Source organism: Arthrobacter sp. CMU6, from assembly GCF_059090205.1.
The window spans coordinates 40,241-61,122 of record NZ_JBNHFL010000006.1; the positions used below are offsets into that span (position 1 = coordinate 40,241).

A 20,882-nucleotide genomic window follows, 5' to 3' on the forward strand; every position below is an offset into this window, starting at 1 on the left:
CCACAAGGGCGGATTTATCACGACAGGGGAGCGCCGCCGTCGGGATGCAAAGGCAACTGCCAGCGCAACCGCGGATGGGCGCTGAGAGTGCGGACAGCCGCAGACCCTCGAACCTGATCCGGCTAGTACCGGCGCAAGGGAGTCGAGTTCTCAAAGTGCCCGGCAGCAGGTGGCCCAGCCACCGGCAACCGGGGGAACGCTTTCCCCTCCTGTTCCTCAGGAGGATCATCATGACAACTGCAGCAATCAAGAAGACCAGCTACAACTGGCGCGTGGCCGACATCGTGGTGGCGGCGCTCATCGCCGTTGCCGGCGGCGTGATCTTCTGGGCCTGGTCCCAGGGCGCCAACCTCATCTCCACCCCGGTCAACGCCGTCTACCCGCCGCTGACAGGCCTGTACGCAGGCGGCTGGATGATTCCGGCGGTCCTGGGCATGCTCATCATCCGCAAGCCCGGCGCGGCGCTGTTCTGCGAAACGGTGGCTGCCACGGGCGAGCTCCTCATGGGCTCGCAGTACGGCACCACGGTGCTGATCTCCGGTGTCCTTCAGGGCCTGGGCGCGGAGCTCGTGTTCGCCGCGCTGGTGTACCGGAAGTTCAACCTCCCGGCTTCGCTGCTTGCGGGTGCCGGCGCCGGCCTGTTCTGCGGCCTCAACGACTCGTTTGCGCCGTGGGGCTGGAACATCGCCTACGCCGCCGGCGACAAGCTCGCGTACATCATCTTCACGGCCATTTCCGGCGCGATCATCGCCGGTGCCCTGTCCTGGATCGCCACCCGCGGCCTGGCCAAGACGGGCGTGCTGAGTTCCTTCGCGTCCCGCAAGGCAGCCACGGAGCCCGTCTTCAACTGATGCCCGCATCCCACGACGGCGGCGTCCGCCCCGCCGCGGTTCACGCCCGCGGGTGGGGCTGGCGCCACGCCGGCCGCACCAAACCCGCCGTCCATGCCCTGGATTTGGACATCCGGCCCGGCGAACGGGTCCTGCTGCTCGGCCCGTCCGGGGCCGGCAAGTCCACGCTGCTCCACGCCCTGGCCGGTGTGCTGGGGGACAGCGACGAAGGCACCGGTTCCGCTGACAGCGACGACGCGGACGAGAGCGGCGAGCTGCTCATCGACGGCGCGTCCCCACGCGCGCAGCGGGGCCGTGCCGGACTCATGCAGCAGGACCCGGAAACCCAAGTGGTCCTCTCCCGCCTCGGCGACGACGTCGCCTTCGGCGCCGAGAACCTCTCCGTGCCGCGCGATGAGATCTGGCGCCGCGTGCACGAGGCACTGGACGACGTCGGACTCTCGCACCTGCCGCTGGACCACCCGACGTCGGCCCTGTCCGGCGGCCAGAAGCAGCGCCTGGCGCTCGCCGGTATCCTGGCGATGCGTCCTGGACTCATCCTGCTGGACGAGCCCACCGCGAACCTCGACCCCGCCGGCGTCCTGGAGGTCCGGGACGCCGTGGGCCGCAGCCTCGACAAGACCGGGGCCACCATGGTGGTGGTGGAGCATCGGGTGGCGGCCTGGAAAGACCTGGTGGACCGCATCGTGGTCCTGCAGCCGGGATCCGCCGTGAACGGCGCGGTGCTTATCGACGGGACACCGGACGAGGTCCTCGAACAGGCCCGCGGGATGCTTACCGCCGCTGGTGTCTGGGTCCCGGGCTACGTCCCCGAAACACGCCGCCGCCTGGCGGCCGGTATCCCCGGCAGTGACAGCGGCCAGCTGCTGCTCGCCGCCGAAAAGCTCGCAGTGTCGCGGGAACGGCCCCGGCGCCGCGGCTTCCGCTCCGTGCCGCCCGAGCCCGTATTGCGGGACGTCACGGCGCAGGTCCGCGCGGGGGAGGCGCTGACCGTCACCGGCCCCAACGGCGCCGGCAAGTCCACGTTCGCGCTGACCCTCGCCGGACTGCTGCCGCCGGTGGACGGCAAGGTCTCCGCGACTGTTGAGCTGAGCGGCGGAGCCGGAATCGACCCCTACAAGTGGCGGGCCGAACAGCTGATCGCCCGGATCGGCACAGTGTTCCAGGAACCTGAGCACCAATTCGTCACCGGCCGCGTCCTGGACGAGCTGCAGTTCGGACCGCGCCATCTGGGCCACGGCGAAGAGCGCGTCGACGAGCTGCTGGAGCGCCTGCGCCTCACGCATCTCGTGGACGCCAACCCGTACACCCTGTCCGGCGGGGAGAAACGCCGGCTGTCCGTGGCCACTGTCCTGGCCGCCCACCCGCAGGTGCTGGTCCTGGACGAGCCCACGTTCGGCCAGGACGCCAACACCTGGGCGGAGCTTGCCTCATTCCTTTCCGAGCTGCTCGACGCCGGCACGGCCGTGGTGTCCGTGACGCACGACGAGGAGTTCACCCATGTGCTCGGCGGCACCGAGCTGCGGCTGGGCTCCGGCGGGCGGTCCGGGCCTCGGTCGGCGGAACCGACGTCAGAACAGGCGGCGACATGAGGGACGCGCTGACACTCGCCGGAAACCGGGCCGTGCTGACACGCGCCAATCCGCTGGCCAAGTTCGCCGCGGTCTTCCTGATCACCCTGGTCCTGGCGCTGTCCATCGACTGGATGTCCGCCTCGGTGGCGCTCGCCTGCGAGCTGCTGGTCTTTCCGCTGGCCGGGCTGACGTTTTCGCTGCTGTGGCAGCGCGGCTGGCCGCTGATCCTGGCTGCAGCCGTGGGCGGCTGGAGCACCTCCATCCTGGCGCCCGACAGCGGAAGGATACTGCTCGACGTCGGCCTCTGGTCCATGAGCGAAGGTTCCCTTCAGCTGGGGCTGGGTTTTCTGCTGCGGGGCCTGGCCATTGCCCTGCCTGCGGTGCTGCTGATGAGCTGCACCGATCCCACCGACCTGGCTGACGCTCTGGCCCAGAAGGCGCGGCTGCCGCATCGTTTTGTGCTGGGGACGCTGGCTGCGATGCGGCTGGTCGGGCTGATGGCCGAGGAATGGCAGACCATCGGCATGGCCCGGCGTGCCCGCGGCGTCGGATCCCGCGGCAACCCGTGGCAACGGATGCGCGCCACCCTGGGGCAAAGCTTCGGCCTCCTGGTCCAGGCGATCCGCCGGGCCACCCGGCTGGCCGTGACCATGGAGGCCCGCGGATTCGGTGGGGCCAGCAGGACCTGGGCGCGGGTGTCCACTTACAGTGTGCTGGACATCTGGGTAGTGCTCGGCGGCGTCCTCATTGCAGCCGGCGCCGTGGCCGCCGCGCTGTGGGCCGGCACGTGGAACATGGTGTGGCTGGAGGGCCCCTAACCCCCGGTCCGCGCCATCCGGACCTCGGCCAGCCCTTCCCAGTCTTCGATCGTGTCCCGGTCACCGGTGAAGACGAAGCCGTTGCGCCGGTAAAAGGCCTGGGCGCGCGGGTTTTCCTCGGCGACCCACAGCCCGGCCGGCTCCTTCCCGATTGCGGCATCGAGCAGTGCCTGGCCGAGCCCGATGCCTTGGTGGGAGGCGAGGAGGTAGATGCCCCAGAGCTCGGTCTGCTCCCGCACCCCGTCCCCGGGCGACAGCGAGCCGGCAAACCCCACCAGGTTGGTGCCGTCGACCGCCACGTATTGCCGAGCCGCATGCGGACCGGCCAGAAGGTGCCGCCACATGGCCAGCCGTCCTTCCACACCCTGCCTGGCCATAAAGCCCGGTGACAGCAGGTGTGAGTAGGTTTCGCGCCAGCATTCCAGGTGGAGCCGGGCCAGGGCCTCAGCATCTTCGGCCGTCGCCTGGCGGACGCTGCAGGTGTGATCCATGCGGCCGAGTCTAACGCTGGCGGCCGTGGATCTCAGATGCATGAGTGGTTGTGGTCGAAGCCGTCGGCCACGAACTGGGTGAGGACAACCTTGCCCCCTGCGGTGAGGGGCGCCGCGGAACACATGCTCTTCGCCTCGGCGGCGGTGTGCGCTCCGGCAAGCCAGGTTGGCAGAGTGTAGAGGCTGCTGGCTGATCCCACGTCGCCCACAATCTGCCCCCACTGCCGGGCGGAGGAGTAGATTCCCACCCTGGCGCCGATGCTGTGGAAGAAGTCGGCCATGCCTTCGAGGTCCGCCCGGTTTGCGTTCCTGTCGCCCGACCAGCTGTTGCCTGTCTCCACGTCCAGCCACCAGAGGTATGTCTCAGGCTCGGGGACGGTGCGGAGGTAGGCGTCGTCAAAAGCCTTCGCGTACCCGTACATATAGGCGCATGCCGCGTCCTCCTGCCCCTGGCAGGTGCCGTACGGGTTGGCCACGGCCTCGCCGCCGTACTCGTTGTTCGTCGGCCACCAGGAGCCCCGCAGCCCCGGGTTGGCTGTGTTCACATAGAGCGCCAGGCGGGGCTGGCCCGTCCCGCCGGCCGAGTCATCCGCCCAGTCAAGCTGCTGGTGGAGGCACGGGTTCGTGGTGTTCGCCACCCCGTTGTTTACCCCGACAATCGCGAACGCAGGGTCGTCAGGCAGGTCGCCGCCGCACTGCGGCCAGGAGACGTCGTTGCCCAGCAGGGCTTCGTTGCCAGGCAGGGCCGGAGCGGACCCTGGCCGCTGCCGCGCGGGCTGCCGGTCCGCCGGCTGCGGGGCCGGCCGAGACGCGGGTGGCTGCGCCTGCGCGGCGCCGCTGGGAGTGGCGGAGGCCCTCGGTGCCGCCTGGGTGACGGCTGGTTCGGGTGCCGGTGGCGCGCCGTCGTCGAGCCTTGGTCCCGGGATAAAACCCACTGCGGTCGCGACCATGAAGGACAGCAGCGCTGAAGCCCGGCGCCCTGCGGGGCGCCTCCTGGACAGCCCAGCGGAGCTGAAAATGGACACGGCGGCCTCCCGTTCCCTTGTGGCCGCAACACGTACCGCTAGCTTGCTCCCGGATATGCTCCGTGGTCAAGGCGGGCATGGGACGCTTGACTAGGTGCGCGTACGCCTCCACGGATCCTGTCACGCGACTCCGGCCCGTTACTCAATATTTATGCGTGTAACGGGTATATCAAGGGAGCTTGACTCAGCTCCGCCGCTGAAAAAGCGACTTGATAACTCATATCTGATATATTTTTATTCATGACTCAACAGACCGCTGAACACGTCGGCCTTCTGCTCCGCGACGCCCGCGGCCAGAAGGGGTGGACCCAGGGCCAGCTTGCCGCCGAACTCGGCACCAGCCAGAGCGCCGTGGCCCGCATGGAACAGGGCAAACAGAACCTGAGCCTCAAAATGATCCAGCGGCTGGAGGCGATCTTCGGCCGAAGCATCGTCCAGCTCGGAAAACCCCAGATGACCCACCTCCGCGTGGAGGGCGGCCGGACGCTTTCGGGCTCCGTTGACGTCAACACCAGCAAAAACGCCGGGGTCGCCCTGCTTTGCGCCAGCCTCATCAACCGCGGCACCACGACGCTGCGGCGGCTGGCCCGGATCGAGGAAGTCAACCGCATCGTCGAGGTTCTGAGCAGCATCGGCGTCGAATGCACCTGGCTCAACGGCAACGACCTCCGCCTGCGCCGTCCCGCGGACCTTGACCTGGCGTCCATGGACGTCGAGGCCGCACGCCGGACCCGCAGCGTAATCATGCTGCTGGGCCCGCTGCTTGATGAGACGGATGAATACCGGCTGCCCTACGCCGGCGGCTGCGATCTGGGCATCCGCACCGTGGAACCGCACATGCAGGCACTGCGGCAGTTTGGCCTGTCCGTGGAGGCCAGCTCAGGCTTTTACGCCGTGCAGGCGCCCCCGACCGACGAGCTCGACCGTTCCTTCGTGCTGACCGAACGCGGCGACACCGTAACTGAAAACGCCATCATGGCGGCTGCCCACCGCTGCGGCACCACGGTCATCCGCAACGCCAGCCCCAACTACATGGTCCAGGATCTCTGCTTCTACCTGCAGCGGCTGGGCGTGGAGATCGACGGCGTCGGAACCACCACGCTGAAGATCACCGGCAAACCGATCATCGACGTCGACATCGAGTACTTCCCCTCGGAAGACCCCATCGAGGCGATGAGCCTCATCACTGCCGGGATCGTCACCAACTCCGAGGTGACCATCCGCCGCGTGCCCATCGAATTCATGGAGATCGAGCTGGCCACGCTGGAGCAGATGGGCCAGCAGCTGGAGGTCTCCGGCGAGTACATGGCCCGCAATGGCCGCACCCGGCTGGTGGACGTGACCACCAAGCCCTCCGAGCTGCGTGCGCCCGAGGACAAGATCCACCCCATGCCGTTCCCCGGGCTGAACATCGACAACCTGCCGTTCTTCGCGGTGATCGCCGGCAACGCCGAGGGCCAGACCATGATCCACGACTGGGTCTACGAGAACCGCGCCATCTACCTGACGGAACTGAACAAGCTGGGCGCCCGCGTGCAGCTGCTGGACCCGCACCGGATCTACGTCAACGGCCCCACCCGGTGGCGTGCCGCGGAGGTGGGCTGCCCGCCCGCGCTGCGTCCCGCCGCCTGCCTGCTGCTGGCCATGCTGGCGGCCAGAGGTGTGTCCGAGCTGCGCAACATCTATGTCATTGAGCGCGGTTACGAGGACCTCGCCGAGCGGCTCAACACCATCGGTGCCAAAATCGAGTACTTCCAGGACTGACCCACACGGGCGCGAACGGACACTTAAGCACCCCCAGGGAAGCGCGAACGGACACTTAAGCACCCCTTGACCTGCCGGTTAAGGGCCATAAGTGCCCGTTCGCGCTTCGTCATGTCGGGGACGTTTTCGCGGGTCTGGCGCACAATGTAGGCATGCGGACTTTTGGCGTGGAGGAAGAGCTCCTGATCGTTGATCCGGACAGCGGGGAACCGCTGGCGCTCGCCGATGCCCTGTTGGCGGGCCGCAAACTCGCCGCCGACGACGCCCCGGGCAAGCCCCGGCTGGTGAAGAAAATAGCCGAACCCAAGTGCGACGACGACGAAATGGGCTTGAGTGCCGAACTCAAGCTTGAGCAGATCGAGACGCAGACCCGTCCGTGCCTGGACCATGCGGAACTGCTGCGGCAGATCCACGCCGGCAGGGCACTGGCCAACGAGGCCGCCCAGGGCCACGGCGCCCGGATTGCTGCCCTGGCCACGTCACCGATGGCCCTCTCCAGCCACACCACGCCGGACCCGCGCTACGCCAAAATGCTGGAACGGTTCGGCCTGACCGCCCAGGAACAGCTCACCTGCGGCTTCCACGTCCACACCTATATCGAATCCCCGGACGAAGGCGTGGCCGTGTTGGACCGTATCCGGGACAAGCTGGCCGTCCTGATCGCGCTCAGCGCCAACTCGCCGTTCTGGAACGGCGTGGAGACCGGGTTCGAGAGCTACCGGACGCAGGCATGGAACCGCTGGCCGTCGTCGGGCCCGTCCGCCATTTACGGCAGCCTGTCCTCCTACCGCCGGCTCGTGACCCGGCTGCTGGACAGCGGCGTGGTGCTGGACGAGGGCATGATCTACTTCGACGCTCGGCTTTCCCGGAACCACCCCACCGTGGAGGTGCGGGTGGCGGACGTCTGCCTCCGTGCCGAGGACGCAGCGCTCATTGCCGTCCTGGTCCGTGCGCTCGTGGAATCTGCGTGCCGGGAATGGCGTGAGGGTGTGGATCCGGCGCCCGTGCCAACAGTGCTGCTGCGGATGGCCTCATGGCAGGCCAGCAACTTTGGCCTGCGCGGTGAACTGCTGGACTTCGGCAGCTTCCGGCCGGTGCCCGCCGAGGACGTGGTGCGCTCGCTGGTGGACTATCTGGAACCGGTGCTGGCCGAGAACGGCGAGCTGGACCTGGCCCGGGCCGGCATCGAGGAGATCTTCGCGCGCGGCACCGGCGCGGCTGAACAGCGCAACGTCCGGCAGGTGGTGCTGGACAAAGCCGAGCCCGACGACGGCGGGCTGGGTGCCGTCGTCGCGCACGCCGTGCGGGCCACGCTGAAGGGGACCGCCGCGGACACGGATCCCGACGGTGAACCCGCTCCGGAACTGCTGCGCGTCCGCCAGCTCTGACCCGAACACCCTCCGACCGCGAACCCGCGCGAAAGAACGGGAGCGCGAGCGGACACATGGGGCCCCTCCACGCGCGCGTTTTTTGGCCTTATCTGTCCGTTCGCGCTGGTGGAGCAGGGATGTTTCCGATGGTCATTTTCCGGTAAACCGCCTGAAATGTCGGCTGGCTAGTGTGGAACCACAAGAACTGCCCGCGGAAGGAACGGACCATGCGCGTTGGACTCATCAGGGCTATGACCACCACAGACCGGCGTCTGCTCAACTCGCACGGAAGGCTGCTGCGCGAGACCTTCGGGTTCGATGTCACGACGCGGTGCATTCCGGACCAGCCTTCCGGAGTCTATGACGCTGAGTCGCTGCAGCGTGCCGTGCCGAAGGTGGTGGAACTTGCCCTGGACATGGCGCCGGACGTCGACGCGCTGGTCATCAGCTGCGCCGCCGATCCCGGTTTGCCGGAGGCGCGGGCCCTGCTGGACATCCCCGTGGTGGGCGCCGGCTCCGCATCTGCGGCTGCGGCCCTCGCCTTCGGCGGCCGGGTGGGTGTGCTGGGCCTGAAACACTCAGTGCCGGGTCCCATTTCCGATGCCCTGGGCGACCGGATGCTCCTGATCGACGGCGCCGAGAGCGCGGAGACGCCCGACGGCTTCCTGCTTCCAACTGGCATCTTCGACGCGCTCGCAGCCGCCCACATGCTGGTGGACGCGGGAGCGGACGTCATCCTGGAGGCCAGCACTGGCCTGACGAGCATTGGCATGGCGGACGTCCTGCGGCGCAGGTTCGCGATACCTGTCATTGACCCCGTCATGGCCGCCGGCTCCATGCTCATCTCCGCCGTGGCATCCCGCGAGCTTCAGGCGGTGTGAGCCGTCCGCCGCTTGATTCTGTCCCGGAGCGAAGGCCAGCCGCCCCGGCCAAAGACGCCCATGACCCGCGTGCACAGTGCCCAGTAAGCCACCCCGGCTGCCAGGGACGCTGCCACGGCAAGCACCGGGCTGATTGTATCCAGCAGCGGGTAGACCAGCCAGTGCACGAGGTACGCGTAGAGGGAAGCGCTGGCCAGCAGGACCGCCAGCCGCTGCAGCCCCTTGGGCACCGGGACGGTGGGCAGCCAGGTGAGCAGCAGGATTCCGGCAACAAGGGTCAGCTCACGCTGTGTATCCCCGAAGAAGCATCCGGGGACCGTGAGGACCGCGAGGACGGATAATGCACCCCGCTGAACCCATGTCCGGGTCCTGGCAATGGCCCACCCCAGGGCAAACAGCCACAGGGTCGGCGACGGGTGGGGGATGCCGGGATCAACGATGTCATAGCGCGAGAGCAGCGCGAGGCCAGTGAGGGCTAGCGGAAAGAGCAGCGGGAACCGACGCTCCGCGCGGTCCGCCCAGGGTATGGCCAGCAGGGCGGTCATGCCCAGGAGGATGTACACCAGGACTTCGATGAACCAGAAATGCCACTGCGTGGTCACGGCTTCGGGACCGACCACGGAGTTGAGGAGCAGGACGTTGGCGACCGTGTACCGGTCGGTGATCAGGTAGGCCACCCCGATGAAGGCCACACTGGGCACCGCCACCCGTGACAGGCTGGTGAGTTGGCGCCGGAACCGGGGAAGCCGTTCCCCGCTGAGCTGGAACCGGGCGAAGTTGTACCCGGCGACCGCCATAAGTACGTGGGCCATTCCCGGCCATTTCATCAGCCCCACGTGGGTGCTGACGATGAGCACGATGGCCACGGCCCTGAGCACGATGCTGGTTTCGAGCGGGGCAACGAACCGGCGCATCTTCCTAGCAGGTTTTCTCCCCGCGGGCTGCTCCAGGTCGCGGACCGGCGTCACATGCCAGTCCGGGGGGAGATGCCCCAACAGCTGCTCCAGCCGGACGGACGTGGCCACATAGGACAGCGAATCGCCGCCGAGGGAGACGAACGTGTCGCCGTCGCCGATGTCCGTGCGCTCGAGCGTGTCGCGGAAGATCCGGTGCACATTGTCTGGTCCGGAGTCGGCCGGCTCCGGTTGTGGCATGGCAGTCTGTGACAGTGCAAGGACGGCCGGGTAGTCCACCTTGCCGGTGCCCAGGCGGGGGAGACGCTCGACGGCGTGCAGCTCCAGGGCCGCACGCGGTAGCCCGATGCCCTGCGCGAGGACCTTGGCCAGCAGCTGCGTGTCGTGGCTGCCCTCGACCGCGACGACGAGGCCCTCGTCGGTGCCCGCGCTCGCCGCTTCAACGCCGAGGTCGGCCAGGATGCGCTCCACCTGGCCGAGGTCCACCCGGAGGCCGACGATCTTGACGAACCTGCTGCGCCGCCCCACCACCTCGAAGACACCGGCGGGGTGCTTCCTGGCCAGATCTCCGGTACGGAGTTCGTGGACCGTGCGGCCGGCGCCGAGATCCTCCGCAGTCTCCGCGTAGCCGAGCATGACATTGGGTCCGGTGTAGACGAGTTCGCCGTGCTCGAGGCCGGGAACGGGGTCAATGCGGAAGGCACCGCCCGGCACCGGGATGCCAATGGCACCGGGGTGCTCGGCGGCCAGCCCGGGCGGAAGGTAGGCCATCCGGGCGGTGGCCTCCGTCTGGCCGTACATGACGAACAGTTCCCAGCCCTTCCGCCGGCCGAGTTCCGCGTAGCTCTGCACACGTTCGGGGGCGAGCCGGCCGCCGGCCTGGGTCACATAGCGCAGGCCGGGGAGGTCCATCCCGGCAAAGCCCACGCGTTCGAGCAGTTCGAAGGTGTATGGCACCGCGGCGAAGGACGTTGCCCCGCCAGCGCGGAAAAGCTCCCAGAAGCACGGGTCAACAACGGACAGGTCGGTGAGCACCAGGCCCGCGCCCCGGAGCAGGTGGCTGTTGATCACGGACAGCCCGTAGCAGTAGGACATCGGCAGCGTGGTTGCGGCGCGGTCGGCCGGGCCGATGTTCAGGTACTCGGCAATCGATTCCGCATTGGCCTGCAGATTGGTGGCGGACAGGCGCACCAGCTTGGGCGAGCCGGTGGACCCGGATGTGCTGAGCAGAAGCGCCAAGTCCGGATGGAGTTCATGCCGGGTGCCCGCCCTGCGTTCCTCGAGCACCGTCTGCCCGTCGGCGGAACGCAGCACGACGTCTGGATCGTACGCGGCCACCAGGGACTCTAGCGCCGCCGGCTTGTCCTCCGGAAGCAGGATCAGCGGGTGGCCGCCGACGAGTGCGGCAAGGTAGGCCACCAGGGATTCGACGTCGTTCGCCGCAGCCAATGCCACCAGGCGGCGCTGGGTGCCCAGCCGGAGCGCGAGGGCATCAACCCTGTCGGCGAGTTCCCGGTAGGTGAGAGTGAAATTGTCGGTGAGGATTGCGGGCCTGTCCCCGTGGCCTGCGAGATCGGCGGCGAAGGGCACCCGCGCGAAATCAAGCTGCGTGGTCACCGGAAGATGATATTAGTTAAGGCTTACCTAAGTAAAACCGTCCGGCTTCCTGTTACGCGTGCCATACTCAGTCCGTGGCTGAGACCTATGCCTTTCGTGCGCAGCTGTGGCTCTACCCGGGCGAAGCCGCCTGGCACTTCATTACGTTGCCGGTGGACATTTCGGAGGAGATCCACGAGGAGTCCGCGGGTCACCGCAAGGGGTTCGGCTCGGTGAAGGTGACGGCACACATCGCCGGCCATCAGTGGCAGACCTCGGTCTTTCCGGACGCCGGCAGCGGCTCGTACCTGCTGCCGGTCAAGAAGGCCGTGCGGATGGCGGCCCACATAACCGCGGGGGACGACGTCGAGGTCCGGCTGATCGTCGGCAACTAGGAGCCAGTCAGCCCAAAGGCACCATGTGGCGACGGCGGCTAGGCCGCCCCGGTCCAGCGGGCAGGCGCCGCTGCTGGCCTGCGCAGCGGCGTTCCGGTGGCATCCGACGCCGTGCGCTTGGTGCCGAAGCCCTGCCTTCGGTGGTCTGCCCGTGCTGACAAAGGCGTCTGGGCAGGTACCTGCGGCTTCGCACGCGGGTGCTCCGCGGGCTGGGCCGTGACCTGGGGTCCAGCCGGGGAGAGATCAGTGATGAGCCCCGTCCCGGCGCATTCGCGTACGTCGGCGATTGCGGCCGCGGCCGCACGCTTGTCCTCGAACGGTGCGGAGATTGCGAGGACGATTCCATTGGGGGCCTTCAGCCGGAACCGGAACTGGGACTCTGCATCAACAAAAACTTCAAATACTCCGGCCATGGCGGTCCTTCCGGTCAGGGAGGCTGCGCGCAGCGTCTTCGCGGCCGCAGCCCCGAACGCATCGCTGCGTCTGTCCTTGGGTGGTGCTGAACCAACAGGGGTTTCATCGGTTCATCGGTGTTATTCGAGTCTGCCCAGTGCGCACGGAGCCTCACAAGACCATCCGTGTAAACCCTGGGTAAACCCTGCCTGCCCACCCACTAAACCGCGCCGCAGCCTCGTTCTCAAGGACAGCCGAAACGAACGGACGCGCAGCACAACCCACGTTCAAAGCCCGCCATGGGAAGTAATAGCCGGACGACGAAGGGCCGCAAAAACTCAGATCTGCTTGAGAGCCTGCTCCAGGTCCGCGATGAGGTCATCCGCATCTTCCAGGCCCACGGACAGCCGCACCACCCCGTCGCTCAGTCCGATCGCGGCGCGTCCTTCGGGCCCCATGGCCCGGTGCGTTGTGGTGGCGGGGTGGGTGATCAGGGATTTGGCGTCGCCCAGGTTGTTGGAGATGTCAATGATTTTCAGGGCGTCCAGCAGCGCAAAGGCGGCTTCCTTGCCCGACTGGCCTGCCGTCGTCGCAAGCTCCAGCGTCAGGACGGTGCCGCCGGCCTTCATCTGCTTGGCCGCCAGTTCGAACTGTGGGTGCGATTTGAGCAGCGGGTACTTGACCCAGTTGACGGCGGGCTGGGTCTCCAGCCATTCGGCCAGGCGCAGCGCCGTGGCGGAGGAGTGGTTCACGCGGAGCGCCATGGTCTCCAGGCCCTTGGTGAGCACCCAGGCGTTGAACGAGGAAAGCGCCGGGCCGGTGTGGCGCATGAGCTGCTTGACCGGCCCGTCGATGAATTCCTTGGTGCCCAGGATGGCGCCGCCCATCACCCGGCCCTGGCCGTCGATGTGCTTGGTGCCGGAGTAGACCACCACGTCGGCGCCCAGGTCTCCGCAGCGCTGCAGCAGCGGGGTGGCGAAGACGTTGTCCGCCACCACCTTGGCGCCGGCGGCGTGGGCGAGCTCGCTGACCGCTGCGATGTCCACGATTTCCTGCATGGGGTTGGACGGGGATTCGAAGAAGACGGCCGTGGTGGGCACCGAGAGGGCCACACGCCACTGCTCGAGGTCCGGACCGTCCACGAACACGGTCTCCACACCCCAGCGCGGCAGGATTTCGTTAAGGATCACGAAGCAGGAGCCGAACAGGGAACGGCTGGCGACCACGCGGTCCCCGGCCGCGAGCAGCGCGCCAAGGGCGGTGAACACAGCGGACATGCCGGACGCCGTCGCAAAGCATGCCTCCGTGCCTTCCAGCAGCCGGAGCCGTTCCTGGAAGGTGGCCACGGACGGGTTGCCGTAGCGCGAGTAGACGAAGCGCTCATCCTCGCCGGTGAAGGCGCGTTCGGCGGCAGCGGCGGACTCGTAAACAAAGCCGGAGTTCAGGAAGACAGGCTCGGTGGTCTCTTGGAAATTGGTGCGGTCAAGCCCGCCGCGGACGGCCTGGGTGTCCGGGCTCCAGCCGGCGGCGTCGTGATTAAAGGTCAACTTAGTTCTTTCCCAGGTTCGTCGGCAGGCCGCGGTTCTTCCAGCCGTTCACGGTGCGCTCACCGTAGCGGTCGGGTTCGCCCTCGAAGCCTTCGAGGACGTTGTAGGCGGTGAAACCGGCCTGGGTGGCGGCGATGGCCGCGGCGATGGAGCGCTGGCCGGAGCGGCACAGGAACAGCAGCTCCACCCGGGTGTCCTCAGGCGCCTGCTGCTTCAGCTGCTCGATGAAGTCGGGGTTGGGAATGCCGCCGGGAAAGGTCCACTGGATGAACAGCGGATCATTCCGCTGATCGTTCGCGGACGCGGTTTCCGGGATGCCGATGTGCGCCCATTCACCCTCGGTCCGCACGTCCACCAGAACGGCACCCTGCTCGAGCCTGGCCCACGCGTCCTGCGGGGTGAGGTCTCCGGCGTAGCTCATGCGTGGCCCTCGTAGGCTTCTTCGCTAAGGTCGTCGTCGGAGTCCAGCCGGTCCACGGCGGTGGCGACGGCAGCATCTGCGGACGCGATGGCGGCAGGCAGGATGAGGGCCTGGGCCACGATGACAGTGGTGCCGTTGAAGGTTGCGGCAGGGCTGCCGTGCAGGACGTATCCCTCGGCCAGGGCGGCCGAGATGCGCTCACAGAATGCGCGGTCGTCCGGACCCGTGACCAGGCGGTAGGACAGCTTTTCCTCAGGTTTATCCTGCTGGGACGGCAGTGTTGCAACGGTGGGGGCGTCTGACATGACGGATCTCCTTTTCTCACGCTTGCAGCTCGAAGTGGTCGATATGCCGAGTATTCACCTGAGGCACCCCGCCGTGGAAGGAGGGTTGCCGACCGGCCAGTCAGGGCTTAATGCCGGTACTCATTACTCCCCAAAAACGTAACACTGACGGCGGCGGTGCGCACCGCCGCCGCCGTCATCTTCCGTAACGCATCCGGACACTGCCGGTCAGGGCAATCGACGCGCTGCGGTTACAAAGCCGGTGGCCGGGAGGATAATGACGGGAGATGACCCGCCGTAACGCCGGATGAAACCAGGCTGCAGTGAATGATTCGCCCGCGAATACAGTGACTCCCATGCTGCACTTTGGATGGTTTGTGGGCCATGGCTTCGGGGTTCAGGGCTGGGGGACGCCCGGCTACGGAATCGGTTATGACTGGAAGAAGCCCGCCCCCTACCAGCATGCGGTCCGGGAGTTCGAACGGGCCGGGCTGGACCTGTTCATCATCGAGGATTCGCTCACCGTCCCCGACACCTATGGCGGCAGCGCGGAGGTCTCGCTGGCGCAGGCGTCCTTTGCGCCGAAGCACGATCCGCTGGCCCTGGTGCCGTACCTGCTCTCCGCCACGGAGCACCTCGGTATTGTTCCCACCATCAGCGCCTCCTTCTATCCGCCGTTCACCGCCGCCCGGCTGCTGGCCACGCTGCAGCACTTCTCCAACGGGCAGCTGGGCTGGAACGTGGTGACCTCGGGCAGCGACCTCGCCGCGCAGAACTACGGGCTGGACCAGCAGATCGAGCACGACCTCCGCTACGAGAAGGCCGAGGAGTTCGTGGACGTTGTGCGCAAGCTCTGGCGCAGCTGGGAACCGGACGCCATCCTTGAGGACACGCAGGCAGGCATCTTCGCTGACCACACCAAGGTCCGGCCGATCCACCACGACGGGGAGTTCTTCAAGGTCCGGGGACCGCTGAACACGGCGCCGCTGCCGGAGGAACCGGTGCTGGTGCAGGCGGGGGCATCGCCGCGGGGCAAGGCCTTCGCCGGTGCGAACGCGGATGTTGCCATAGCCCTTGCCCGTGGCGTGGACGGCATGAAGGCGTATCGGGACTCCATCCGCGCCGAGGCTGCCGGGGCCGGCCGGAACCCCGACGACGTCAAGGTCCTGTTCGTCCTCAAACCCACGGTGACCGGTTCCCGGGCCGAAGCCGAGGAGCTGCGGGCTGCCCGCCGGGAGCTCACGCAGCGGGACATCGACAGCCAGCTCAACTCCATCTCCTATCTGTCCGTGATCGACTTCAAGCAGTTCGACCTTGACGAGCCACTCCCGGAGCTCAGCACCAACAGCAACCAGGGCACGCTGGAGCACTTCTCCAAGGCCGCGCCGCCGGGCTCCACCCTGCGGCAAATCCTGCAGGCCCGCAGCGGCGGCGCCGGCGACAGCATCATCGGCACCGCGGAGGAAATCGCCGACTACCTCGAGGAAACCGGGGCGGCAGTGGGCGGCGACGGGTTCCTCTTCTCCGGCTTCGTGGATCCGGCCACCATCCACGGCGTGCTGGACAGGCTGGCGCCGGTGCTTCGGAGCCGGGGACTGCTGCGGACGAGCTACGGCGACGGCGGATTCCGCCGGAACCTGCTGGACTTTTAGCGCCATGACAGGAGCCAGGGAGCACGACGGGCCGATGCCGGGCCTCCGGCACGGCACCTTCCTGATCGGCACGGCCCACATCCGTGCCGACGACGTGGCGGCAGCGGCCGCCGATCCCGGAGTCGAGGTGGTCCTCAGCGCCGAAGCCCTCGAGCTCGTGGGCCTCTCCCGTGAGGTGGTGCAGGCGGCCATCGATTCCGGCCACCGCGTCTACGGCCTGAACACCCTGCTCGGCTCCGGCCGTGACACGGCCGTGGAGCAGGAATCCATCCTTGACTTCCAGCTGCAGGTGGTGCGCTACCACCACAGCGGCGTCGGCGCGCTGCTGGACCGCGATGAAGTGCGCGCCCTCATCCTGGCAAGGCTCATCGGGTTCACCCGCGGAGGCTCGGGCGTGCGTCCGGAGACTGCCCGGTTCTACGCCGAGCTGCTCAACAGGGACGTGGTGCCGGCCGTTCCGCGCGACGGGTCCGTCGGCTCGTCGGACCTCACCCAGCTGGCGGCCGTTGCCGCCGTCGCCATCGGTGAGGGACAGGCGCTGACTCCCGACGGCGGCCTGCAGGACGGCGCGGAAGCGCTCACCGCCGCCGGGCTGGAACCGCTGGTCCTGGCGCCGGGCGAGGCCCTGGCGCTGGTCAGCGCCAACTCCTATTCGATCGGCGCCGGGGCGCTGGAGCTCCGCCGCCTCCGGTGGCTCGCCGATCTGGCGGACACCGCGCTGGCGCTGTCACTTGAGGCCACTGCCAGGTACGACGGCGGAGGGAACCTCAGCCCGTTCTCGCCGGCTGTGCAGTCTGCCAAGGCGGTGGACGGCCAGCGCGTCTCGGCGGCCAACGTCCGGCGCCTGGTGCGCGGCGGCTGGCTGGAGGATCCGCGGCGCCAGGTATCTGTCCAGGATGCCCTGTCCTTCCGCGCCGCACCGCAGACCCATGGTGCGTTCCGGAGCCAAGTGACGGCCTTGGCCGGGGCGCTCGAGGTGGAGCTCAACGGCAGGGGCGATAACCCCCTCACGGACATAGCCTCCGGCCGGATGGTGTCCGGCGGAAACTTCCAGCCCATGCAGCTGGCCCTGGCCTTCGAGGCGCTGCGGCTGGGGCTCGCACATGTGGGAATCAGCAGCGAGCGGCGGATCGCCAAGCTCTATCCGCCGCAGCGCCTGATCCGGCAGCTCAACCTCGAGGCGGCCCGGGCCGGCACCCCGCTGGCGTCCGAAGACCTGCCGGGACTGCTGTGGTACTCGGCCGCGGGATTGCTGGCGGAGCTGAAGTTCCTGGCGGCGCCAGCCACCCTCGGCGCCCCCACCCTGTCCGCGGACGTCGAGGACCACTCCACGCTTGCCCCGCTGGCCCTCCAGCAGCTGGAGCGCTCGGTGGAGGCCGCGGCCAATCTCCTCACCATCGAGGCGCTGACGGCCTCCTACCTGTTGGCGGAGGCACAGGACACGGATCTGCGGGAAGCGGAGACCCGGCGGCTGGGAGCAGCCACCGGCGCCGTAGTGGCGCGGCTGTCGGAGCTGCTGGCCGGGCAGCTGCCGGCGGCGGTGCTGGTTGACAGCGCGCGCGCTGCACTGGGGGAGCTGCTGGCAGGGCTGCCCGAATTACGGATACCGGACGCGGGTGGGCCGAATGGCTCCAGCCCGGATGATGGGGGAGGAGAATCATGACCACTGTGACAGGAAGCGGCAGCCAGCCAAGGCACGTGGTACCCATACTGGACCCGGCCGTGGACGCCGACGAGGTGCTGGCACGGGTGGGCAACACTCCGCTAGTGCCGCTGGACGTGCTGAGCCGCGGGCTGGGAAGCACCGTCTTCGTCAAACTCGAATCGGAGAACCCCGGCGGTTCCATCAAGGACCGGACCGCGTTGAGCATGGTCCGGGCGGCCGAGCGCAGCGGAGAGCTGCAGCCCGGCGGGACCATCGTGGAAAGCACCTCCGGGAACACCGGAATCGGGCTCGCCCTGATCGGGGCGCTGACCGGCCACCCGGTGGTGGTGGTCACGGGTGACTCCATTTCCTCGGAGAAGCTGGAGGCCCTCAACCGGTACGGGGCACGGGTGGTGTTCACCGACTGGAGCGCGCCCTCGGATTCGCCGGAGAACGCGCGGGCGGTGGCGGCCCGGATCACGGCCGAAATCCCCGGTGCCTGGCGTCCGCTGCAGTTCGACAATCCTGCCAACCCGCGGGCGCACTATGAGGGGACGGCGCCGGAGATCTGGGAGCAGACGGCGGGCCGGGTGACGCACTTCGTCGCAGGCGTGGGCACCGGCGGCACCATCAGCGGGAACGGACGGTACCTCAAGGAGAAGTCCGGGGGGCACGTGGAGGTGATCGGCGCGGACCCCTACGGCTCGGTCTACAGCGGCGGGCACCCCGGCCAGATCCTGGTGGACGGCGTGGGCAACTCCTGGCCCAAACCCGACTGGCCGAAGGTCTTCGACCGCGGCCTGCTGGACCGGTTCCTGCGGATTCCAAACGACGAGGTGTACACCACGCTGCACCGGCTGCTCAACGACGAAGGCCTGTCCCTGGGGCCGTCGTCGGGCCTGACGGTGGCGGCAGCACTCCGGGTGGCCAGGGCGGCGCCGCCCGGGTCAGTGGTGGTGGCGATCGCACCGGACACGGGCAGCAACTACCAGAGCAAGGCCTTCAATCCTGTGTGGCTGGCTGACAACCACATCCGCCTGGCCACGGATCTTGCGGAGGACTAGGTCAGGAGGCCGGGCCGCTGGTGGCCGTCTCGCTTTCGGAACGGATCCAGGCATTCCAGTCCAGCGGGTGGACGGAGGGCCTGCCCAGCAGGTAGCCCTGCGCAGCGGCCATGCCAAGTTCGGTCACGGCCTCGAGCTCCTCCGGCGTCTCCACGCCCTGGGCTCCGACCACGGCGTCAATGTACCGGGCCAGTTCGGCCATGGCCGCGGCCCTCAGGCGCTGGCCCGGGGAGTCCTCAATGCCCGCAATAAAACTCCGGTCCAGCTTGATGATGTCCGGGTGAAGTTCCAGGACCTGGTCCATGGACGTGAAGCCGACCTCGGCGCCGTTCACGGCGATCCGCAATCCGCGGCGCCGCAGCGGGGCGAGGGCGGCCGTCAGGGTTGGGTACTGCTCGAGGGGGACCGCGCCATTGAGGTCGATGACGATCCGTTCCATAGCCAGCTGGGAATGTTCCAGCAGTCCCGGGATCCTGGGGTCCGCGCATGTGGCGGGCGTCAGGTTCAGGGCGATGAACATGTGATCGGGCACCGCCTGCGCCGCAGAAAGGGCCCGGTGCAGTGCCGCGAGCTCAAGGTCGGTGCCCAGCCCCACGGACTCTGCCTCGTTGAACCAGTGGTCCGCGCTGGCACCGTCGTCGCTGACGAAGCGGGTCAGGGCCTCGACGCCGATCACGTGCCCTTCCGGAAGCCGGCGGATCGGCTGGAATGCGGTCATCAGCATCCTGTCGGCAAGGATGGCTTCAATCCGGTTCCTGCTGCGCCGCGTGAAGGGTACAGGCTCAGGCGCTGCCACGGCCTGGGATGGCTCGCCCACCGGGACGGCGCCGTTTTCGGCGTTGGCCAGCTCGGTGGTGGCGGTGAGGTGCTCGAGCAGCACGTGTTCGGGATTAGCCGGGTGGGCTTCGAGCAGGGCGCGCAGCTGGGCGCGGGTCCACGCGCTGGCCGGATCTGATTCGGCCAGCAGTTCAGTGATGATCTGGTGGGCTTGCCAGCGCACAGTCATCTCCCCCATGTCCGCCGGCTGCGCTGCCTTGGCCCCCAGGCCCGTGGGTAGTGAGTCCGTCAATGCGGGAAGGGAGTTCTCGTCCCAAGACATCGGCTATTCCTTTATGCGTACTCATTCCGGCTGAGCCCGGAACCAGACCGCGTGTCAGTACCCCTGCGGGTACGGGCAGTTGGCCGTGGAAGAAGACTACAACGCGGGGCACCGGCTTGTCCCGCATTTTTTTGAACGGTGCTATTTCGTTACTCGATGCCGGCAAACAGTTCGTTCAGCTCGGCGGTCAGCTGCTTACGGAGGGCCGGCGTGCCGATTTCGCGCCCGTCAATGTGATTGACCGGGGCCAGGAGGCGGATGCTGGAAATCAGCCAGACGGCGTCGGCATCCGCGAGGTCCTGGGGCTTCAGCGGGCCGTAGCCCAGTTCCCAGCCGGCGGCCTTGGCCGCGGCGAACAGGGCGCCCTGTGAGGTTCCGGGGAGAATGCCGCTGTCCAGCTGCGGCGTGACGAGTCGCTTAACTGTTGTGCCGTCGTCGTTCTTCTCCACGTTCGCCAGCAGCACGGTGGACGTGGGGCCCTCCAGCACGCGCCCGTCCGAGGATGTGAAGATGACATCATCCGCCCCCTGTTTGTGGGCATGGCGCAGCGCGGCCATGTTCACCGCGTAGGACAGGGTCTTGGCGCCGAGCAGCAGCCACGGGGCACGCTCGGCTGCATCGCTGTCGTACCCGCGGTCAAGGAGGATGACGTCGATGCCGGTCTCGCGCTGGCGCCGGCCGGCGGCTGCCACCGGGGACACCTGCACCCAGCAGGTGGGGGCGGAGGCGCCCTCGACGCCGCGGGTGACGATGAGCTTCACCACAGCCTCGTCCAGCTCCGGGGAGGAAGCGGGATTGTCGGAGCGGAACGCCGCGACCCCCGTCCCGACCGCACGGCGCCAGTGGTCCTGGCCCGGAATCTCCAGGTCCAGTGCCTGCGCCGACCGGTCCAGCCGGTCCAGGTGTGCCTGGATCTTCCGCGTGTGGCCGGCGACGGCGAGCATGGACTCGAACACCCCGTCACCGCGGGTGGCGCCCAGATCGGTGGCCATCAGCTGCGGCTTTTCGGGGTCGGCAAGCCGGCCGTTCTCATAGTCCGGATCCAGGAACACCAGCACTGTGTGGGAGGTACGAGAGGTCATGCCTCAAGCTTAGTGC

The 20,882-nt window shown here is 68.0% G+C and carries 19 protein-coding genes and 2 riboswitches; of the genes, 10 read left to right on the forward strand and 9 right to left on the reverse strand.

Annotated features, from left to right (window positions below; genetic code table 11):
• Positions 1–14: 14 nt before the first annotated feature.
• Positions 15–158: riboswitch (TPP riboswitch) on the forward strand.
• Positions 159–230: 72 nt separating this feature from the next.
• Genes AC5RWD_RS05795 through AC5RWD_RS05805 form a run of 3 tightly spaced genes read left to right on the forward strand, consistent with a single transcriptional unit; the run spans position 231 to position 3,243 of the window.
• Entirely contained in the window at positions 231–851 is a 621-nt protein-coding gene (locus AC5RWD_RS05795; RefSeq protein ID WP_494019101.1) for an ECF transporter S component, read from the forward strand.
• Positions 851–2,443, forward strand: coding sequence for an ABC transporter ATP-binding protein (locus AC5RWD_RS05800; RefSeq protein ID WP_494019102.1), 1,593 nt, complete (start codon positions 851–853; stop codon positions 2,441–2,443). Before AC5RWD_RS05795 ends, AC5RWD_RS05800 begins: the two co-directional genes overlap by 1 nt.
• A complete protein-coding gene (locus AC5RWD_RS05805) occupies positions 2,440–3,243 on the forward strand; it encodes an energy-coupling factor transporter transmembrane component T family protein (RefSeq protein WP_494019103.1) in 804 nt (267 codons plus the stop codon). Before AC5RWD_RS05800 ends, AC5RWD_RS05805 begins: the two co-directional genes overlap by 4 nt.
• On the opposite strand, the gene AC5RWD_RS05810 is transcribed toward AC5RWD_RS05805, so the two are convergent.
• Both AC5RWD_RS05810 and AC5RWD_RS05815 read right to left on the reverse strand, forming a co-directional pair.
• Positions 3,240–3,734: a GNAT family N-acetyltransferase gene (locus AC5RWD_RS05810; protein WP_494019104.1), complete on the reverse strand. Its 495-nt coding sequence runs from the start codon at positions 3,732–3,734 to the stop codon at positions 3,240–3,242. The genes AC5RWD_RS05805 and AC5RWD_RS05810 overlap by 4 nt on opposite strands.
• Before the next feature lie 32 nt (positions 3,735–3,766).
• The gene (locus AC5RWD_RS05815; RefSeq protein ID WP_494019105.1) at positions 3,767–4,759 is read right to left on the reverse strand and encodes a glycoside hydrolase family 25 domain-containing protein; all 993 of its coding nucleotides are present in this window, start codon (positions 4,757–4,759) and stop codon (positions 3,767–3,769) included.
• Between the two features lie 240 nt (positions 4,760–4,999).
• On the opposite strand from AC5RWD_RS05815, the gene AC5RWD_RS05820 reads away from it, so the two are divergent.
• The 3 genes from AC5RWD_RS05820 (at position 5,000) to AC5RWD_RS05830 (ending at position 8,774) form a co-directional block, all read left to right on the forward strand.
• Positions 5,000–6,523, forward strand: a complete 1,524-nt coding sequence (locus AC5RWD_RS05820; RefSeq protein WP_494019106.1) for a UDP-N-acetylglucosamine 1-carboxyvinyltransferase — start codon at positions 5,000–5,002, stop codon at positions 6,521–6,523.
• Between the two features lie 152 nt (positions 6,524–6,675).
• Positions 6,676–7,911 carry a glutamate--cysteine ligase 2 gene (locus AC5RWD_RS05825; RefSeq protein WP_494019107.1) on the forward strand — a complete coding sequence of 412 codons (1,236 nt, stop codon included), beginning with the start codon at positions 6,676–6,678 and terminating at the stop codon, positions 7,909–7,911.
• A gap of 209 nt (positions 7,912–8,120) precedes the next feature.
• Positions 8,121–8,774: an aspartate/glutamate racemase family protein gene (locus tag AC5RWD_RS05830; protein ID WP_494019108.1), complete on the forward strand. Its 654-nt coding sequence runs from the start codon at positions 8,121–8,123 to the stop codon at positions 8,772–8,774.
• On the opposite strand, the gene AC5RWD_RS05835 is transcribed toward AC5RWD_RS05830, so the two are convergent.
• Positions 8,762–11,305 carry an AMP-binding protein gene (locus AC5RWD_RS05835; protein WP_494019109.1) on the reverse strand — a complete coding sequence of 848 codons (2,544 nt, stop codon included), beginning with the start codon at positions 11,303–11,305 and terminating at the stop codon, positions 8,762–8,764. The two genes, AC5RWD_RS05830 and AC5RWD_RS05835, sit on opposite strands and share 13 nt — an antisense overlap.
• Positions 11,306–11,379: 74 nt before the next feature.
• Between AC5RWD_RS05835 and AC5RWD_RS05840 the strand changes: the two genes are divergently transcribed.
• Entirely contained in the window at positions 11,380–11,679 is a 300-nt protein-coding gene (locus tag AC5RWD_RS05840) for a DUF1905 domain-containing protein (protein WP_494019110.1), read from the forward strand.
• 38 nt (positions 11,680–11,717) lie between these two features.
• Here the strand turns inward: AC5RWD_RS05840 and AC5RWD_RS05845 are convergent, their stop codons facing one another.
• From AC5RWD_RS05845 to AC5RWD_RS05860, 4 genes are all read right to left on the reverse strand, one after another.
• Positions 11,718–12,092: a YegP family protein gene (locus tag AC5RWD_RS05845; RefSeq protein ID WP_494019111.1), complete on the reverse strand. Its 375-nt coding sequence runs from the start codon at positions 12,090–12,092 to the stop codon at positions 11,718–11,720.
• A 318-nt stretch (positions 12,093–12,410) separates the two neighbouring features.
• The gene (locus tag AC5RWD_RS05850) at positions 12,411–13,619 is read right to left on the reverse strand and encodes an O-succinylhomoserine sulfhydrylase (RefSeq protein WP_494019112.1); all 1,209 of its coding nucleotides are present in this window, start codon (positions 13,617–13,619) and stop codon (positions 12,411–12,413) included.
• Between the two features lies 1 nt (position 13,620).
• Positions 13,621–14,040 (reverse strand): rhodanese-like domain-containing protein, encoded by a 420-nt coding sequence (locus AC5RWD_RS05855; protein WP_494019113.1) that lies wholly within the window; start codon positions 14,038–14,040, stop codon positions 13,621–13,623.
• A complete protein-coding gene (locus AC5RWD_RS05860; protein WP_494019114.1) occupies positions 14,037–14,345 on the reverse strand; it encodes a DUF1737 domain-containing protein in 309 nt (102 codons plus the stop codon). Before AC5RWD_RS05860 ends, AC5RWD_RS05855 begins: the two co-directional genes overlap by 4 nt.
• A gap of 13 nt (positions 14,346–14,358) precedes the next feature.
• Positions 14,359–14,473: riboswitch (SAM riboswitch) on the reverse strand.
• Between the two features lie 207 nt (positions 14,474–14,680).
• Between AC5RWD_RS05860 and AC5RWD_RS05865 the strand changes: the two genes are divergently transcribed.
• The 3 genes from AC5RWD_RS05865 to AC5RWD_RS05875 are packed head-to-tail and all read left to right on the forward strand — an operon-like array spanning position 14,681 to position 18,685.
• Positions 14,681–15,976 (forward strand): NtaA/DmoA family FMN-dependent monooxygenase, encoded by a 1,296-nt coding sequence (locus tag AC5RWD_RS05865; RefSeq protein ID WP_494019115.1) that lies wholly within the window; start codon positions 14,681–14,683, stop codon positions 15,974–15,976.
• 34 nt (positions 15,977–16,010) lie between these two features.
• Positions 16,011–17,639, forward strand: coding sequence for an aromatic amino acid ammonia-lyase (locus tag AC5RWD_RS05870; protein ID WP_494019207.1), 1,629 nt, complete (start codon positions 16,011–16,013; stop codon positions 17,637–17,639).
• Entirely contained in the window at positions 17,636–18,685 is a 1,050-nt protein-coding gene (locus AC5RWD_RS05875; protein ID WP_494019116.1) for a PLP-dependent cysteine synthase family protein, read from the forward strand. Before AC5RWD_RS05870 ends, AC5RWD_RS05875 begins: the two co-directional genes overlap by 4 nt.
• Position 18,686: 1 nt before the next feature.
• On the opposite strand, the gene AC5RWD_RS05880 is transcribed toward AC5RWD_RS05875, so the two are convergent.
• Positions 18,687–19,784 (reverse strand): EAL domain-containing protein, encoded by a 1,098-nt coding sequence (locus AC5RWD_RS05880; RefSeq protein ID WP_494019117.1) that lies wholly within the window; start codon positions 19,782–19,784, stop codon positions 18,687–18,689.
• 149 nt (positions 19,785–19,933) lie between these two features.
• Entirely contained in the window at positions 19,934–20,866 is a 933-nt protein-coding gene (locus tag AC5RWD_RS05885; protein ID WP_494019118.1) for an aminodeoxychorismate lyase, read from the reverse strand.
• Positions 20,867–20,882: the final 16 nt, after the last annotated feature.

Bases quoted from the DNA above. Each gene is read 5' to 3' on its own strand.
- AC5RWD_RS05795 (WP_494019101.1), top strand. From the start codon at position 231: ATGACAACTGCAGCAATCAAGAAGACCAGCTACAACTGGCGCGTGGCC.
- AC5RWD_RS05800 (WP_494019102.1), top strand. From the start codon at position 851: ATGCCCGCATCCCACGACGGCGGCGTCCGCCCCGCCGCGGTTCACGCC.
- AC5RWD_RS05805 (WP_494019103.1), top strand. From the start codon at position 2,440: ATGAGGGACGCGCTGACACTCGCCGGAAACCGGGCCGTGCTGACACGC.
- AC5RWD_RS05810 (WP_494019104.1), bottom strand. From the start codon at position 3,734: ATGGATCACACCTGCAGCGTCCGCCAGGCGACGGCCGAAGATGCTGAG.
- AC5RWD_RS05820 (WP_494019106.1), top strand. From the start codon at position 5,000: ATGACTCAACAGACCGCTGAACACGTCGGCCTTCTGCTCCGCGACGCC.
- AC5RWD_RS05825 (WP_494019107.1), top strand. From the start codon at position 6,676: ATGCGGACTTTTGGCGTGGAGGAAGAGCTCCTGATCGTTGATCCGGAC.
- AC5RWD_RS05830 (WP_494019108.1), top strand. From the start codon at position 8,121: ATGCGCGTTGGACTCATCAGGGCTATGACCACCACAGACCGGCGTCTG.
- AC5RWD_RS05845 (WP_494019111.1), bottom strand. From the start codon at position 12,092: ATGGCCGGAGTATTTGAAGTTTTTGTTGATGCAGAGTCCCAGTTCCGG.
- AC5RWD_RS05855 (WP_494019113.1), bottom strand. From the start codon at position 14,040: ATGAGCTACGCCGGAGACCTCACCCCGCAGGACGCGTGGGCCAGGCTC.
- AC5RWD_RS05860 (WP_494019114.1), bottom strand. From the start codon at position 14,345: ATGTCAGACGCCCCCACCGTTGCAACACTGCCGTCCCAGCAGGATAAA.
- AC5RWD_RS05865 (WP_494019115.1), top strand. From the start codon at position 14,681: ATGCTGCACTTTGGATGGTTTGTGGGCCATGGCTTCGGGGTTCAGGGC.
- AC5RWD_RS05870 (WP_494019207.1), top strand. From the start codon at position 16,011: ATGCCGGGCCTCCGGCACGGCACCTTCCTGATCGGCACGGCCCACATC.
- AC5RWD_RS05875 (WP_494019116.1), top strand. From the start codon at position 17,636: ATGACCACTGTGACAGGAAGCGGCAGCCAGCCAAGGCACGTGGTACCC.
- AC5RWD_RS05880 (WP_494019117.1), bottom strand. From the start codon at position 19,784: ATGTCTTGGGACGAGAACTCCCTTCCCGCATTGACGGACTCACTACCC.
- AC5RWD_RS05885 (WP_494019118.1), bottom strand. From the start codon at position 20,866: ATGACCTCTCGTACCTCCCACACAGTGCTGGTGTTCCTGGATCCGGAC.